Genomic DNA, 15,861 nt, shown 5'->3' with positions numbered 1-15,861 from the left:
CGAGATGCGCCAGTTTGCCCATTACGCCTGTTTCGACTGGTCGGGTCAGGCGGTGGCAAGGCCCAAGGGGCTGGCGCTTGCCACCATCGCTGCGGATGCCGACGCGCGCCCGGTGCTGCTCCGCCCGCACGGCGGCTGGTCGCGCGGCGCGGCGCTCGACTGGCTGCTCGCCCATGCCGATGCCGGGACCGACATGCTGATCGGCATGGACCTGTCGCCTTCGTTCCCGTTCGTCGATGCCGGTGGCTATTTCCCCGGCTGGGACGAAAGCCCTGCCGATGCGAAAGCCCTGTGGGCGATGGTGGATGCGCTGTGCGCGCGCGACGATCATCTGGGCGCGGCAAGCTTTGTCGGGCACGATCAGGCGCGGCGCTATTTCCGCCATGGCAAGGGCGATACCGGCGACCGCTTCGGCCTTGCCGGGACCGGCAGGCTGCGGGCCGTCGAGCGACAGCAGCGGATGACGGGGCAGGCCAACAGCGCCAGCTGCTTCAATCTGGTCGGTGCCGCGCAGGTCGGCAAGTCGAGCCTCACCGGCATGCGCGTGCTCAACCGTCTGGCGGGGCGGATCCCGGTCTGGCCGTTCGACCCCGTGCCCGACAGCGGCCCGGTGATCGTCGAAATCTACACCACCATCGCCGCCCGCGCCGCAGGGCGAGGGCTTTCGCGCAGCAAGGTGCGCGATGCCGATGGCCTGCATGCGGCATTGGCACAGCTGGGAAGCTTGCCCCCTGCCCCGCTGCTGGCACATGACGATCACAGCACCGATGCGCTGATCACCGCCGCCTGGCTGCGCGATGCCGCGCGCGATGCCGAGCTGTGGCATGGCTTTTGGAACCCTCATGCACTCAATGAGGCCATTCGCGTCACTGAAGGCTGGACCTTTGGCGTCAAATAGAGCATTGGACGCGGCGCAAATGCGCCTGATGCGCCGCTTTAGCTCAGCTGGTAGAGCAACCGCCTTGTAAGCGGTAGGTCGTTGGTTCGATTCCGACAAGCGGCACCATCCGGTCATATTCAGGGGCTGGGGGGCCGCACACGCACGAGAGCTAGCCTGCCGCTGATGGACATTGCCCCGCCTGAATCACTATCGGACGATCACAAGCCGCAAAGCCGGGTCATGGGCTGGTTGCGCTCGCGGCTTGGCGAGCGCGCAGGTGGAATTCTGTTCGCGCTTCTGGCCGAACTGCTGTTCATTCTGGCGTTGCTGTCCTTGTCGATCGCGCCGCCCCGGGAAAAGGCGCAGGATGACGTGATGACGGTGTTCGGCGTAAGCCCCGATCCATCCGAGGAAAAAACCGAAGAACAAAGCCCCGAGCCCACCCAGAATGCAGCGCAATCGCCCGAGCCGACCGAATCGCCCGAAAGTCCGGTGGAAACCCCGAACCCGGTGGTGACACCAACGGTATCGACCACGCCCCCTGCGATCGTCCCGATGCCCTCGCCGCAATCCGCGCCTGCAGCGCCTCCTGCAACCCCCAAGGCCCGCGCCGTGGTCAAGCCCGGCAGGGTGTTCGGCCCTGCCGACAAGGGCGTACCGGGGGATAGCGAAAGGGTGGGCTCGGGCCCCAATGGCGAGCCGCTTTATGCCGCAGCCTGGTATCGCGAACCCTATGACGACGAGCTGAGCGGCTATCTGTCGACCGCACGTGGCCCTGGCTGGGCGCTGATTGCGTGTCGGACGGTGAGCGATTTCCGGGTGGAGGACTGCGTGCAGCTTGGCGAAGGCCCGCAAGGGTCGGGCATAGGGCGGGCGGTGCTGGCAGCCGCGTGGCAGTTCCGGGTCCGCCCGCCGCGCGTTGGCGGCGTGTCGAAGGTCGGCGAATGGGTCCGCATTCGCATCGACTATCAACAGCGCCGCCAGCCGTAATTATCCGCGGGTAAAGACACCGCAGGCGATACGGTCGCCGCTGTTACCCGAGGGGTCGGTCATCTGGTCGTCAAACTTGGCGTGGATCACCAGCGCAGCGCCGTCCGCGTCCTGCATCTCGGCGATCTGCGCATCGCGAATCACGTAATCTAGCTTGCCGCTACCGTCGCTCGGCACGGTCAGATTGGGCATGTCGCCATGATGCTGGCCCTGAGGGTTGCTCAGGCCGTGCTGAGCGCCGGTGGGGTTCCAATGGCCGCCCGCGCTTTCGAACTTCGGGCCCTCGCACTTGCCGGTGGTGTGCACGTGAATGCCGCGCTCGCCTGCGGTCATGTTCGTGGCGGTGACGGTAATGGCAATACCATCATCACGCTCCGTCGCGGTAGCAGTGCCCGCGTCCATGCCATCGGCGGTCTTGAGCATGGCCGTCAGCGTCATGGGCGGGGTTCCGGTGGCCGGCTGCTGGGGCGCAGCCACCTCGGTCGTATCGGCCGCAGGCTGCGTGTCGTTGCTGCACCCGGCCAACAAGGACGCACCGGCGAGTATCGTCGCGCCGAAGAGGGTATGGATGGGGGTCATGGGCAAGCTCCTGTTTCTATTCCCCACTTACCGGGCAGGGACCCGAGGGTTCCACCCGCAGCATGGGAAAGTCCGTTTGACTTTCCGGGCCAATGCCGGTTGGCTGCCAAAATCAGCCATCACCTGCCAGGAGCCCCATGACCTTATCTGAAGCTGCAGCCAGCCCGTCCGATCTCAACCAGTCGATGGGTTTTGTCCGCGTTGTCGAGCTGGACCCCGCAGGCCGCGCCACCATCGAATACCAGGCGGGCCTGCACATGTGCCATTCGGGCGGCGTCGTGCAGGGCGGGTTCGTGACCGGCTGGATCGATGCGGCGATGGCGCATGCCGCCATGGCGATGGCCGGGCCCGATGTCGTACCGATGTCACTGGAACTGAAGGTCAGCTTCTTCGCACCGGCGCGCCCCGGGCTTGTGATCGCCAAGGCGTGGGTCGAACGGCGGGGACGCAGCACCTGCTTCTTTGAAGGTCAGCTGCTCGATGGGCAGGGCCGGGTGCTGGCCAAGGCTAGCTCCACGCTCATGCTCGCCGACCGCAGCCGCATCGAAAAGGCATCCAGCGCCGCGCTCCAGCAAGGCTGATTCGCCAGCGACCGAGCCGTCATCAGCCCTTGTCGGCTGCGGCCTGCAGATCGGAAAGGAAGCTGCGGATGCGCTTGGCGTTCACGCCCAGATCGCTGCGTCCGACGCGCGAGACCGACCGGACATCGACTTCGCTGGAAAGGCCGCCGGGACCCGGCTGCACCCGGATGACGACATCATCCTTGAAGCGGAACAGCGAAACGGTATCGACCGCCTCGACGCGCCCCTCATCGGGCTTGGTCAGCGCGACTTCCCAGCCGCGCTCGAGCGCGATTTCGGCTGCCAGCGTCACCACCCTGTCGACCGGAAGGTCGATGGTCACCGTCTTGAGATCGCCATAGGCACCGCGATGCAGCACCTTCCAGCGCTCCATGGCATCCATCCCGGCATATTTGGGCTCACCGCGCCCGGGGATGTCGGCAAAGTCGTCGGGGCGGAGCTTCAGCACCTGGAATTGCGGCGGATTGTCGAGGTTGGTGGTGATGTCGTGGATCTGCGGAACGCTGCGTCCGACATTGGCCCAATAGCCGATGAAACCGAGAAAGGCGACCGAGCACACCAGTCCGATCAGCGTCAGGTTGCGGATCGCCTGACCCTTTTTGCGGTACAGCAGCAGCACGATCAGCGAGAACACGAAGCCCAGCAGAGCAACCACGGCGGCGGCAAAGACGGCGCTCAACCCGTTCAGCTTGTCCCACCAATCCTGCCCGGCGCCGACAGCACCCACCAGCGCCATCACGATCGAGCCCGCCCCCAGCAACAGGCACAGCCTTGCCAGCCAGATCGATCCATGCGGTTTTGCGGTCGCGTCCATCATCATCCCCTGTTGCCCGCAGGACACATAGGAAAGCCGGGCAGCTTTGGCAAACCTTGTGTGCCACGGAAAGCCACGGGTACGAATTGCGCTCGACTTGTCCGGTCCGGCCCCTTAATTGCGCGGGCTTCAACAGCCTCTTGACGCCGTCTGGACCAATGACCGAATTTCATATTATCCCGCTGGATCAGGTGGATAACGCCTGGGTTGAAGAATTGCTCGATCAGGTGTTCGGGCCTGACAGGTCCAGCCGCACCATTTACCGCGTGCGTGAAGGGCTTGCCGCCCTGCCCGGACTGAGCTTTGCCGCGCTTGACGATCAGGATTATCTGGTCGGCACCATCCAGTGCTGGCCGGTGGCGTTGACCGACGCGGATGGGCTGTCGTTTCCGATGATTCTGGTGGGCCCCGTGGGCGTTGCGCCAGACCATCAGGACCAAGGCATTGGCCGTGCACTGATGGCAGCGGTGTTTGGCGCGCTGGGCGTTGGCGAGAAGCTGCCGCTCGTGCTGCTGGGCGATCCTGAATATTACGGCAAGCGCTTCGGCTTTTCGGCCGACCGCACCGGCGGCTGGACGCTGCCGGGACCGTATGAGCAGCACCGGCTGCTGGCGATGATCCGGCCCGATCTCAAGGTGCCGGAACGCGGTATGCTGGGCCCCTGGCGGATGGTCTGATCACCAGACACCGGCATCGCCCTTTGCATCATCGCCCGCGCATGCTTATCTGACGTCCGCATGCCTTATGATCCTCCCCCCGAGATGCAGAACCTTTCGCTCGCCGATATTGCCGGGCTGGTCGCCGCGCGCAAATTGCCGCCGGTCGAACAGTGGACCCCGGCTGCCGAGAGCGACAGCCATATGCGCATCACCGCTGATGGCCGCTGGTATCATAAGGGCGGGTTGATATCGCGCCCGGCGATGGTCCGGCTGTTCGCCAGCGTGCTGCGGCGCGAGGCAGACGGGCGGTACGCGTTGGTGACGCCGTTTGAAAAGCAGTGGATCGAGGTCGAGGACGCGCCTTTGCTGGCCGTCGAACTGAAGTCCGAAGGCGACGGGCAGAGCCGCCGCCTCGCCTTTCGGCTGAACACCGACGAACTGGTGGTCGCAGGGCCGGACCGGGCACTTACCATGCGTGGCACGGCGGATGAGCCCCGCCCCTATCTCGGCCTGTCGCGCGGGCTGGAAGCGCGGATCGAGCGCGCGGTCTATTACGATCTGGTCGAACTGGCGCTGGCAGAGACCGAAGAGGCACAAGACGGGCTGCCGATCTGGAGCGATGGAGCCTGTTTCCGGCTCGACCGGATCGACACGCAGTGAGCCTGTACGATAGATTGTCCGATGCTCTTGCCGCCAGCGAGGGACTGCCGGGCGAAGACGAGGCGCACATTCCGCTCGACGGGGGCCTGCACATTCCCGCAGCCGTGCTGATCGCCGTCACCGATCGCCCGCAACCTGGCGTCATCCTGACCCAGCGGCCCGATTATCTGCGCAGCCATCCCGGCCAGATCGCCTTTCCCGGAGGCAAGATCGATCCCGAGGACGTCAGCCCCATCGCCGCCGCCCTGCGCGAGGCGGACGAGGAGCTGGGCCTTTCCCCGGATCACGTCCGCGTGATCGGGACTGCCGATCTGTATCGCAGCGGCAGCGGCTTTGCGATCACCCCGGTGCTGGGCGTGATCCCGCCGGACCTGAGCTATTCGCCCAATCCCGGCGAAGTAGCCGACTGGTTCGAAGTCCCGCTCGATTTCGTGCTCGATCGCGCCAACCATGTGCACCACAGCACCATGTGGAAAGGCGCACAGCGCAACTATATCGAGATCATGTGGGGCCAGCGGCGGATCTGGGGCGTCACCGCAGGGATCATCGCCAACCTCTCGCGGCGGCTGGAAGGGGTCACGGCATGACCCGGATCACAGCGGTATGGACCGCCCGTGACGATCTGGCAGCGATGCTGGCTGCGCTGAACGTGGATGGTGATCAATGCCGCTATGTCGGCGGCGCGGTGCGCGATGCGCTGCTGGGCATAGAGGCGGCGGATATCGACATTGCCACCCGGCTGCATCCTGAAGAGGTGATGGCACGGCTGGAGACCGCAGGCTTGCGCACCGTTCCCACCGGTCTGGCGCACGGCACGGTCACCGCGGTGTTGCCCAACGGCCCGGTCGAGATCACGACATTGCGGCGCGATGTCGCCACCGACGGTCGCCATGCCGAGGTCGCGTTTACCGATGACTGGCGCGAGGATGCCGCCCGGCGCGATTTCACCATCAACGCGCTGTTTGCCGATCCGGCAACGCTCGAGGTGACCGATTATTTCGGCGGGCTGGCCGATCTCGACGCCCGGCTGGTGCGGTTCATCGGTGATGCCGGCGCCCGCATTCTGGAAGACCACCTGCGCATCCTGCGCTATTTTCGCTTTCACGCGCGCTTTGGCGGTGCGGCCGATGCCGATGCGCTGGCGGCCTGCACCACGCATGCCGACCGGCTGAAGGCGCTGTCGCGCGAGCGGATCGCGCGCGAGCTGCTATTGCTGCTGGGCAGCGCCGATCCGCTGGCAGCGGCGCAATTGATGGCCGATTGCGGCATCTGGCGGGTGATCCTGCCCGAGACTGCGCCCGATGGACTCGCCCAGCTGGAGATCCTTCTGGCGCGGGAGGGCCAGACGGGTGCCCTGCCAGAGGCACTGCTGCGGCTTGCGGCATTGCTGCCCACCGATCCCCTGCTTGCCGATACGGTGGCGGCGCGGCTGCGGCTGTCCAAGACGCAGCGGCTTGCGTTGGGCCGCTATGCCACGCCCTGGCCGACCAGCGGAACCGCGCGGCAAATCGCGGCCGAGGTCCAGCCGGCAGACAGCGTTGCTCCATGGCTGCTGCTGCGCGCGCCGGATGCCATGGTCAGCGAGGGCTTGAAGAGCTTGGAGGGGTGGCAAGCACCCCAGTTTCCATTGGGTGGCCGCGATATTCTGGCGCTGGGCGTTCATGCAGGGCCCGCTGTCGCCAAGGTGCTGGGTGAAATACGCCAGCGGTGGATCGCAGAGGATTTTCCGGAAGCCGATCGCGTCCGGCAGATTGCCAGCGAAGTCGCGCAATCGGCGGGTTGATCAGCCCATCCGGTCGATCATGAAATCATACGCCAGCGCTGCTGGCACGGGCGGCGAATAGAAATAGCCCTGTCCATACGAGCAGCCCAAGGCTGCCAGCGTGTGCGCGATTTCCTGCGTCTCGATGCCTTCTGCGGTCGTTTCCATGCCCAGCGCGCTGGCCAGCGACAGGATCGCGCGGACGATCGCCACCTTGTCGCGCTCCTGCAGCATGTGCGTCACGAAGCTGCGGTCGATCTTGAGCACATCGATGGGCAGCTGCTGAAGATAGGCGAGGTTGGAATAGCCGGTCCCGAAATCGTCCATCGCCAGCGAAACGTCGAGCGCGCGCAAGGCGTGCATCACCTTGGCCGCGCGCGAGGGATCGCTGACCACCACCGATTCGGTCAGTTCCAGCATGATACGCTTGGGCTTGGTCCGGTTGGCCCGCAGAATGCCGGAAACCATGTTGGGAATGTCGTCGCGCGCAAATTGCGCAGCGGACACGTTGACGCTGATCTTCAGCGGCAGCTCCTCGCCCGCCTTGGCGTCCCATTCGTTCAGCACCTGGCAGGCGCGGTCGAGCGCCCAGCGGCCCAGCGGCAGGATGAGCCCGCATTCCTCTGCCACCGGAATGAACTCAACCGGCGAGATCATGCCGTAATCGGGGTCTTTCCACCGCGCGAGCGCCTCGAACCCGGTGACAAAGCCGTTGCTCATGTCGATGAGCGGCTGAAAATACAGCTCCAGACGGTCGAGTTCGATCGCCTTGCGCAGTTCGGTTTCCAGGGTGAACCGCCGGCGCGCCTTGTCGAGCTCCTCGGGCGTATAGATTTCGGCCTGCCGCGTCCGCTTGGCACGTTTGAGCGCGATCTGCGACTGGCGGATATAGTTGGCGCAATCGCTCTGTCCGGGCTTGCTCAGCGCAATCCCGATCGCACCGTCGATCTGGATTTCGAGGTCGGACAGGCGATAGGGATTGGCGAAGATATCGCGGATGCGGTTGGTGATCCGCGTGATCTCGCGGGCGGTGGTTCCGCGCAGGGGAACATAGAGCGCAAATTCGTTGCCCCCGATCCTGGCGACCAGATCGGTCTTGCGCATGCGGCCCATCAATCGCCGGGCGACGGTGATGATCAGCTCGTCGCCCACGATGCTGCCGGCACATTCATTGATCTGGCTGAACCGCGCAATATCGATGGTGATGATGGCAAAAGCGCCCATCGTCGAACGGCCATCGATCGGTTGATCGGCAAGCCGGCGTTCGACCTCGTCCTCGAACCCGGCGCGGTTGGGCAAGCCGGTCAGGCTGTCGCGCATGGTTTCGCGGCGGAAGCTGTCGTGGGTCTCGATTTCGCTGGTGCGGTCGATCAGGCTTACCAGAAAATGCGGCCATTCCATACCGCGGAGGTTCATCCGCGCAACCGTGACATCATACCGCCGCGCCTTGACCGGATCGTTCGAAATCCAAGGGCGAACCGCATGACCACTGTCGTTGCGATGTGCGATCGACACCAGATCGGTCAGCAGACGCAGGTCCAGCCCTGCGGGCAGGCCAGGGGCGAGACCGCGCTGATCGAATGCGGGATTGGCAACCACGATGTCCAGATCGTCGCCGGCGCGCATCACCACCGCCGCCGGGATCGGCAACGGGTCCAAAGCCGCCGTGATCATCGGGTGCGCACGTGGTGCCGCCAGCACGCCGGTCTTGACCTGCAGGCTTTTGGAACGCGCTTTGGAGGGCGGTGTCGGGGTAACCATGGTTACTGATGACTATCGTCCAAGATGTAAATTTAACCTAAAAGCCCCGGCAAAAATGAACGGCTGAAAGAAAAAATCACCCGTCGAACTTGTTGTTTCTGGGAAAGCCATTGGGAGGCAGTCTGCCCGCTGCCCCACGCGCGACGCGCCAGAGGCCCATGTCCTTCTCGTTTCGGGTACGCCCGCTGTCGCCGCCCATCGTCCAGCTCAGGCCCTCTTCAAGCCGGAACGTGGTCGCATCGGACAGAGCGCCATCGCGGTAGCGCTGCAGTTGCACGCCCTGACCGCGCGCCATGACAGGAAGCTCGGCAATGGGGAACACCACTAGCTTGCGATTCTCGCCCACCACCGCGACATGATCGGCACTGGCGGGAACCGGGCGGATGACCATCAGCTTGACGCCCGGCTTGAGGTTGACGACCTGCCGGCCCTTGCGAGTCTCGGCGATCAGCTCGCGCGCCTCGGCCAGGAAGCCCCGGCCATTCGACGCGGCAAGCAGCAGCTTGCCTGCCGGATCATAAGGCATCAGCGCGATGATCTGGGCCTCGTTCTCCATGTCGAGCATGCCGCGTACCGGCTCGCCAAAGCCGCGCGCGCCGGGGAGATTCTGCGCGCCCAATGTATAGAAGCGGCCATTGTCGAGCGCGATCAGCAACTTGTCGGTCGATTGCGCATGGAAGGCAAAGGCAGGGCCATCGCCTTCCTTGAACTTGGTGATTTCCGGCACGGCCAGGTCGGCATGACCCTTCATCGCCTTGATCCAGCCGCGCCGCGACATGATCACCGTCACCGGCTCGCGCTCGATCATCGCTTCGAGCGGAATCTCGCGCGCAGGGGCCGCTTCCTGCAGATCGGTGCGGCGACGGCCAAGAGCGGTCGTTTCCGAATAGAACGCACGCAGCGTCTTGAGGTCCTTCTTCAGCCGCTTCTTCTGCAGTCCCGGGTCTGCCAGCAGCTTTTCCAGCTCCTCGGCTTCCTTGACCAGCGCGTCATGCTCGCGCCGCAGCTCCATCTCCTCCAGCTTGCGCAGCGAGCGCAGCCGCATGTTGAGGATCGCTTCGGCCTGACGGTCGGTCAGCTCGAACTCGGCCATCATCACCGGCTTGGGCTCGTCCTTGGTGCGGATGATCTCGATCACCCGGTCGAGGTTGAGATAGGCGATGATATAGCCGCGCAGCAGCTCCAGCCTGGCTGCAATCTTGTCCAACCGGTGGCGGCTGCGGTTGGTCAGAATGAGGATCTGGTGCCGCAGCCACGATTCGAGCAGCGGCTTGATGCCCATCACGCCGGGCGTGCGAGTCTCGTCGAGTACGTTGAGGTTGAGCGGGAAGCGGATTTCGAGATCGGTCAGCCGGTACAGACTGTCCTTGAGCACATCGGGATCGACATTGCGGCTCTTGGGTTCGAGCACGATGCGAATCGTTTCATCCGATTCGTCGCGAATGTCGGCGAGGATCGGCAGCTTCTTCTCCGCGATCAGCGTCGCGATCTGCTCGATCAGCTTGCCCTTCTGCACCTGATAGGGAATTTCGCTGAGCACCAGCTGCCAGGTTCCGCCGGGCAGCTTCTCGATGCCATCGGCCTCCCAGTTGCCCTCGGCATCCTTGCCAGTGGAATAGCGCGCGCGCAGACGGAAGGCACCGCGCCCGGTGCGATAGGCCTGCGAAATCGTCTCGGCACTGTCCACCAGCAGCCCGCCGGTGGCAAAGTCGGGGCCCCAGAACACCTCCATGATCTGCTCGTGGCTGGTGTCGGGCCGGTCGATCAGCAGCATCGCCGCGTCGATGACTTCGGCGGCATTGTGCGAGGGAATCGAGGTCGCCATGCCCACCGCGATGCCGCTCGCGCCATTGGCGAGCAGGTTGGGGAACAGGCCGGGGAATATCTCGGGCTCTTCCTCTTCACCATTATAGGTCGGCTTGAACGCAACCGTGCCTTCGTCGAGCCCGGCCATCAGCTCGATCGCGGTGCGCGTCAGCCGCGCTTCGGTGTAGCGATAGGCCGCCGCATTGTCGCCATCGACGTTGCCGAAATTGCCCTGGCCGTCGACCAGAGGATAACGCAGCACGAAATCCTGCGCGAGGCGGACCATCGCATCATATACTGACGCATCACCATGCGGGTGGTACTTACCGATGACATCGCCGACGACGCGCGCGCTCTTCTTGTAGCTGCTCGCCGGATCGAGCTTCAATTGCCGCATCGCCCACAGCAGGCGGCGGTGCACCGGCTTCAGGCCATCGCGCAGATCGGGCAGCGAACGCGCGGTGATGGTGGAAAGCGCATAGACGAGATAGCGATCCGACAACGCACGGTCGAACGAGGTATTCTCGATTTCGGGAATGTCGTCGCCAGACCCGGCGCTCGCGTCTTTTGCCATAGTTCTGCCGCGTAGCAGCGCGGATGCGGCAAGGCGAGAGGCTTTGCCGGGTTTTCTGGGGAAAATTGCGGTCAGAGCGCCTCAAAACCGGCGATCAGAGCGCCATGCCGCCCTTTGCGCTGGGCAAAGCAGGTGGCCCGGCTCAAGATTGCGCGAGGCGGGATTGCCTGACGCCACAGCCGAGCCCGGAGAACGATGGCATCGGCCTTTCTTTGGGAAAGCGGATCGGCAGCTTTTGTGCGAGCGGGGAAGAAACCGGACATTCTGTTACTGACCCCATTCAAGCCAGCAACGCAGCCAATTTTTTCACAAGCGTTCAACCAACATCCGCGTTTGATAATCGCCCGCGCTAAGCCATAACTGCAGCGATGATTTCGTTCGGGCCGATGAGCATAACGCTTTTGATTTGTGCGGTGCAGGGCTCGCTGCTGGCGGCACTGCTTTGGCTTGGGCGGGTCAACCGAGCGGCGAACCGGTGGCTGGCACTGCTCATCCTTGGCGTGGCGGTGCTGATGACGCCCTACATCATCGGCTATGCTGGACTCTACGAGCGGTGGCCGTGGCTTAGCTTCGCTCCGCTGTCTTACACGCTGGCGTTCGGGCCGCTGCTCTATCTCTACACCGCCACGCTGACCAATGCCCGCTCAGTGCGCGTCTGGCCACATTTCGGGCCGGTGGCCGTGCAATTCCTTGCTTATGCAGCGGTGTTTCCATTCCCCTTGCCGACCAAGAACTGGTGGAACACCATCGCCCATGCGCCGATCATCGACCCCGCGTTCGATATTGCCGCGCTGGTGAGTATCGCCGCCTACAGCGCGGCCGCCTATCACCGCTATCGAGCCTACCGCGTGTGGCTCGACGAAAACCGCACCGACGGTGTGGATTTTGAACCCACCTGGATCCGCAATTTCCTCGCTGCGCTCGCGCTGGTTGCCTTGATCTGGGCGGGGTTCGTGATCGCCAAATGGATTGATCCGGCGCGCGATTATTTCGACCAATTCCCACTCTATGTCGGGTTTTCGGTGCTGGTGCTGTATCTCGGCATCGGTGGCTGGCGGCATTCGGAAACCCCGTTTCCACAAGTCACGAGCGCAGCCCCGCCCGAGCCCGCCGAACTAGCAGCCGCCACCCGTGATTGGGCCGCGCGAGGCAGCGCGTGGTTGGCACGAATCGACGAGGATGAATTGTGGCGCGATCCCACGCTCACGCTTGCGGGGCTGGCGCGAATCTTTGGCACCAACACCACCTACCTGTCACGAGGGCTGGGCGCAGCGGCGGGAGCCAACTTCAACGCGATCATCAACCGCCGCCGTGTGGCGGAATTGCAGCGCCTGCTCGCCTTGCGGGGCGAGGCGCGTGATCTCCTGACGCTCGCGTTCGAGGCCGGGTTCAATTCCAAGGCCAGTTTCAATCGCGCGTTTCGCGATGTCGCCGGTATGAGCCCCAGCCAATGGCGGCTCAAATCGCAAAAATTGTCAGAAATCTGACCATTGAGGCGCGCGCAGCCTCAGTTCGGGACACAGACGATTTCGTTACAGACCACTGGAGCGATCCCTATGAAAAGCCTTAATCTCGCCGCCGCAGCCGCCCTGTGCACTCTGCCGCTTCCCTTGAAAGCAGCCGTCGCCGAACTTGCTGTCGCGGCTACGCCGGTCGTACCCCGTTACGCGCCGCGCCTGTTGAGCGCCGAGGAAGCTATCCGCGACGTCGTCCTGCTGCGCCGCGCGTTGGAGATGGTGCACCCTGGTCTTTACCGCTACAGCTCCAAGTCCGAGATAAACGCGGCTTTTGCGCGGCTGGAAGCCGCCGTCTCTGCGCCAATCACCGACCTCGCGTTGCACGCCGAAGTCGCGCGCCTCCTTGCTGCGATCCACTGCGATCATACCAAGGCGGAGATGTCGGACGAACTGACTGCGTTCCGCACCAACAATCCCACCCATCTGCCGCTGCGGTTCCAGATGATCGAAGGGCGGATGATCGTGCTGTCGAACGATGGGCAGGCCGGCGCGCCTCCGATGGGGAGCGAGATCCTCGGTATCAATGGCATGGCGGTACCCGCGCTGCTGCTTAGGCTTGCTCCGCTGGTCTCCTATGACGGCACCACCGACCAGGCGATTGCTGCCAAGCTTGCGGATGACAGTGATCTGATGGGAGATGATTTCAACGAGAATTACCCAGCTCTTTTCGGCTTTCCTGATAGCTGGCAGGTCGAATGGAAGCTGGTAGGCCGAACTGAGTCCACCACCGCCACACTCCGGCCGATCGGGTTTGCGCAGTGGACAGCCCTGGCCGGGCCTGGCGCGAAGTATCGCAGCGAGTTTTACAACAGCACCACGTGGCGGATGAACGGCAAGGTCGCACGGCTGGGGATCGATACCTTCGTCAATTATCGCAATCCCGTTCAGGCGACAGCTTTCCTTAGCGGGTTTTTCGCCGCGATGGAGGAAGCGGGCACCGAGCAGCTGATTATCGATCTTCGTAAGAATGGCGGCGGATCGGACGATGTGCCGGTGGCGCTGGGGCGCTATCTGATCGACCAACCCTTCACGTGGTTCAAGCCACTGCGGTTGAGGGCGGTACGTTATGGCGACCTGCCACAATATGTTAGCGCCTGGGGCGATAGAGACGCGCTGTTCAACCCGCCGCTCGACAGCTTCAAGCGAACCGATGATGGCTGGTATGAGCGGATTCCGGTAATGAAGGGCGCCGTCGTCAGCGAAAAAGACACCCGGTTCGAACAGAAACCGGTCAACGCGGGCCGCTTTACCGGACGCCTGACCATCCTCAGCGGCCCACGGGTGGGATCGGCCACCACGATGGCGATCGCGCAGCTCAAGGAAAAGGCAGGCGCAACCGTGATTGGCGAGGATAGCAGCGGCAGCGCCGAAGGGCCGACCGCAGGGCGCATTTTCCTGCTGAAGCTGCCCGTCAGCGGAATCAAGGTGCGCGTTCCTGAAGCCTGGAACCGAAATGCCATCGAAAGCTTTGATCTGGGCAAGGGCGTCGCGGTCGATCAGTTGGTCGTGCCGACCCTGGCTGATTTCGAAGCTGGGCGCGACCGCACGGTTGGGGTGGCGCAGGGTCTGCTGACCACTAACACAGAAACCGCAGCTTTGACTGCAAGGGTGCTGGCGGGCGATTGGACCGGCACGCTCGACTACCGCGACTACACGGATGACACCCGCGAAACCCTGCCAACCGTGATGCAGAGCGACGGGCACATGCTGGCATGGACGTTCGATGACGGCCCCGGCAAGACGGTGCGTTCATCCGAGACTTGGGTGTTCGACGGTTCGGGCAAATCACTCACCATTTCCATGGGCAGCAACGCTCCAGACCAATGGCGAGTGGTGGAATCGCGTGCATCGGCCAAGGATGACTCGATCACCATCGTGCTCGAAGGTGAAACCCTCGAAAACGGTCGCACCGTGATTGCGCGCAAGATAGTAACCCGCGATGGCAATCGGCTGCGGATCACCAAGCAGACTCGCGTCGCGGGAGAACCGTTTCTTATGCGCCAGAGCTATGAATTGCGGCAGTAAGGTTGGCCGCAGACCAACACCGCATCGAGTGCGGACTTCATCAGCGCAAGTGGAAAGAAGACCGCTCGGTGCGAGGAACAGGTATTGAGATCGCACGGTGGCTTCCTGCCCATCATCGGCCATTCGCGCATTTTTAAGCGCTCCCCAGTTGCGGACACTGCCATCGGTGGTGAAACCACCTCCCTGTCCGGTTTCATGACAGGCCACAAACAGGCGCAGACAGCACAATTGCGCGCAAGTTCTCTTGCGGCTATAGGGGCGCTGAACGACGCCCCGGCACTGCGCGCATGAGTAGCCGCACCGGGGCGTCCTGCTTTCTATCGGAGATACGTGCCATGACCCGCCGCCGCCAGATTTACGAAGGCAAGGCCAAGATCCTGTATGAAGGACCTGAGCCCGGCACGCTGATCCAGTATTTCAAGGATGATGCCACCGCATTCAATGCCCAGAAGAAGGGCACGATCAACGGCAAGGGCGTGATCAACAACCGCATCAGCGAATATGTGTTCACGCGGCTTGCGCATATCGGCATCCCCACGCACTTCATCCGTCGCCTCAACATGCGCGAGCAGCTGATCCGCCAGGTCGAGATCGTGCCGATCGAAGTGGTCGTGCGCAACGTCGCTGCCGGATCGATCTGCACCCGGCTGGGTCTGGAAGAAGGCCAGCCGCTGCCGCACACCCTGATCGAATATTGCTACAAGGACGACGCGCTCGGCGATCCCCTCGTCGCCGAAGAGCATATCGCCTGCTTCGGCTGGGCGACGCAGGAAGAGATGCAGGACATCTCGTCGATGGCGATCCGCATCAACGATTTCATGTGCGGCATGTTCGCCGCGATCGGCATCCGCCTGATCGACTTCAAGCTCGAGTTCGGCCGTCAGTTCGATGGCGATTTCTCGCGCATTATCCTGGCCGACGAGATCAGCCCGGATGGATGCCGCCTGTGGGACCTGGAAACCGGCGAAAAGCTCGACAAGGACCGTTTCCGGCGTGACCTGGGCGGCGAAGTCGAGGCCTATCAGGAGGTCGCCCGTCGTCTGGGCCTGCTTAACGAAGGCGGCGACAACGAGGTGCTCGACCTCGACAGCCACCGCCGCCGCAAGGGCAAATAAGCGCGGGAAAACCGCCTGATCGCTTTACGTTTCCGTCATCTTGCGTGACAGAAGCGCGCATGCAACATTTTCGCCACACACCAATAACAAGTGGGCGGAGATGGATCGAGGCAGCCGGCGTTCCGTATTGACAGCAAG

General features: G+C 63.5%; 14 protein-coding genes and 1 tRNA gene. 11 read left to right on the top strand and 4 right to left on the bottom strand.

Annotated elements, in window-relative coordinates; all coding sequences use genetic code 11:
- Positions 1-4: 4 nt before the first annotated feature.
- The 3 genes from D618_RS0102430 (at position 5) to D618_RS0102420 (ending at position 1,870) form a co-directional block, all read left to right on the top strand.
- Positions 5-898 carry a hypothetical protein gene (locus D618_RS0102430; RefSeq protein ID WP_017669891.1) on the top strand — a complete coding sequence of 298 codons (894 nt, stop codon included), beginning with the start codon at positions 5-7 and terminating at the stop codon, positions 896-898.
- Between the two features lie 32 nt (positions 899-930).
- Positions 931-1,006 (top strand) — tRNA-Thr (locus tag D618_RS0102425).
- Positions 1,007-1,063: 57 nt separating this feature from the next.
- Positions 1,064-1,870, top strand: coding sequence for a hypothetical protein (locus D618_RS0102420; RefSeq protein WP_017669890.1), 807 nt, complete (start codon positions 1,064-1,066; stop codon positions 1,868-1,870).
- On the opposite strand, the gene D618_RS0102415 is transcribed toward D618_RS0102420, so the two are convergent.
- Positions 1,871-2,449, bottom strand: coding sequence for a superoxide dismutase family protein (locus D618_RS0102415; RefSeq protein ID WP_017669889.1), 579 nt, complete (start codon positions 2,447-2,449; stop codon positions 1,871-1,873).
- A gap of 137 nt (positions 2,450-2,586) precedes the next feature.
- On the opposite strand from D618_RS0102415, the gene D618_RS0102410 reads away from it, so the two are divergent.
- Positions 2,587-3,030 carry a PaaI family thioesterase gene (locus tag D618_RS0102410; protein WP_017669888.1) on the top strand — a complete coding sequence of 148 codons (444 nt, stop codon included), beginning with the start codon at positions 2,587-2,589 and terminating at the stop codon, positions 3,028-3,030.
- Between the two features lie 22 nt (positions 3,031-3,052).
- Here the strand turns inward: D618_RS0102410 and D618_RS0102405 are convergent, their stop codons facing one another.
- Positions 3,053-3,844 (bottom strand): DUF1499 domain-containing protein, encoded by a 792-nt coding sequence (locus D618_RS0102405; RefSeq protein ID WP_026091203.1) that lies wholly within the window; start codon positions 3,842-3,844, stop codon positions 3,053-3,055.
- Between the two features lie 158 nt (positions 3,845-4,002).
- On the opposite strand from D618_RS0102405, the gene D618_RS0102400 reads away from it, so the two are divergent.
- Genes D618_RS0102400 through D618_RS0102385 form a run of 4 tightly spaced genes read left to right on the top strand, consistent with a single transcriptional unit; the run spans position 4,003 to position 6,946 of the window.
- A complete protein-coding gene (locus D618_RS0102400) occupies positions 4,003-4,521 on the top strand; it encodes an N-acetyltransferase (protein ID WP_017669886.1) in 519 nt (172 codons plus the stop codon).
- A 60-nt stretch (positions 4,522-4,581) separates the two neighbouring features.
- On the top strand, positions 4,582-5,163 hold the full coding sequence (locus D618_RS0102395) for a DUF1285 domain-containing protein (RefSeq protein WP_017669885.1): 582 nt from the start codon (positions 4,582-4,584) through the stop codon (positions 5,161-5,163).
- Positions 5,164-5,207: 44 nt separating this feature from the next.
- Positions 5,208-5,750 (top strand): CoA pyrophosphatase, encoded by a 543-nt coding sequence (locus D618_RS0102390; RefSeq protein ID WP_238550571.1) that lies wholly within the window; start codon positions 5,208-5,210, stop codon positions 5,748-5,750.
- Entirely contained in the window at positions 5,747-6,946 is a 1,200-nt protein-coding gene (locus D618_RS0102385) for a CCA tRNA nucleotidyltransferase (protein WP_017669883.1), read from the top strand. The genes D618_RS0102390 and D618_RS0102385 overlap by 4 nt, the downstream gene beginning before the upstream one ends.
- On the opposite strand, the gene D618_RS17470 is transcribed toward D618_RS0102385, so the two are convergent.
- A complete protein-coding gene (locus D618_RS17470; RefSeq protein ID WP_017669882.1) occupies positions 6,947-8,686 on the bottom strand; it encodes a bifunctional diguanylate cyclase/phosphodiesterase in 1,740 nt (579 codons plus the stop codon). It lies immediately after the preceding gene.
- 76 nt (positions 8,687-8,762) lie between these two features.
- Positions 8,763-11,066 (bottom strand): DNA topoisomerase IV subunit A, encoded by a 2,304-nt coding sequence (gene parC, locus D618_RS0102375; RefSeq protein WP_017669881.1) that lies wholly within the window; start codon positions 11,064-11,066, stop codon positions 8,763-8,765.
- A gap of 368 nt (positions 11,067-11,434) precedes the next feature.
- Here parC and D618_RS0102370 point away from each other — a divergent pair, with 368 nt between their 5' ends.
- The 3 genes from D618_RS0102370 (at position 11,435) to purC (ending at position 15,723) form a co-directional block, all read left to right on the top strand.
- The gene (locus D618_RS0102370; protein WP_017669880.1) at positions 11,435-12,553 is read left to right on the top strand and encodes an AraC family transcriptional regulator; all 1,119 of its coding nucleotides are present in this window, start codon (positions 11,435-11,437) and stop codon (positions 12,551-12,553) included.
- A gap of 69 nt (positions 12,554-12,622) precedes the next feature.
- Positions 12,623-14,608 carry a S41 family peptidase gene (locus tag D618_RS18890; RefSeq protein WP_017669879.1) on the top strand — a complete coding sequence of 662 codons (1,986 nt, stop codon included), beginning with the start codon at positions 12,623-12,625 and terminating at the stop codon, positions 14,606-14,608.
- Positions 14,609-14,943: 335 nt separating this feature from the next.
- The gene (gene purC, locus D618_RS0102350) at positions 14,944-15,723 is read left to right on the top strand and encodes a phosphoribosylaminoimidazolesuccinocarboxamide synthase (protein WP_017669878.1); all 780 of its coding nucleotides are present in this window, start codon (positions 14,944-14,946) and stop codon (positions 15,721-15,723) included.
- Positions 15,724-15,861 lie beyond the last annotated feature (138 nt).

Origin of the sequence: Blastomonas sp. AAP53, from assembly GCF_000331245.1 — a bacterium.
Classification (GTDB): Bacteria; Pseudomonadota; Alphaproteobacteria; order Sphingomonadales; family Sphingomonadaceae; genus Blastomonas.
Note: the sequence above shows the minus strand (reverse complement) of the source record. Positions and strands in the feature narration are given on the sequence as shown.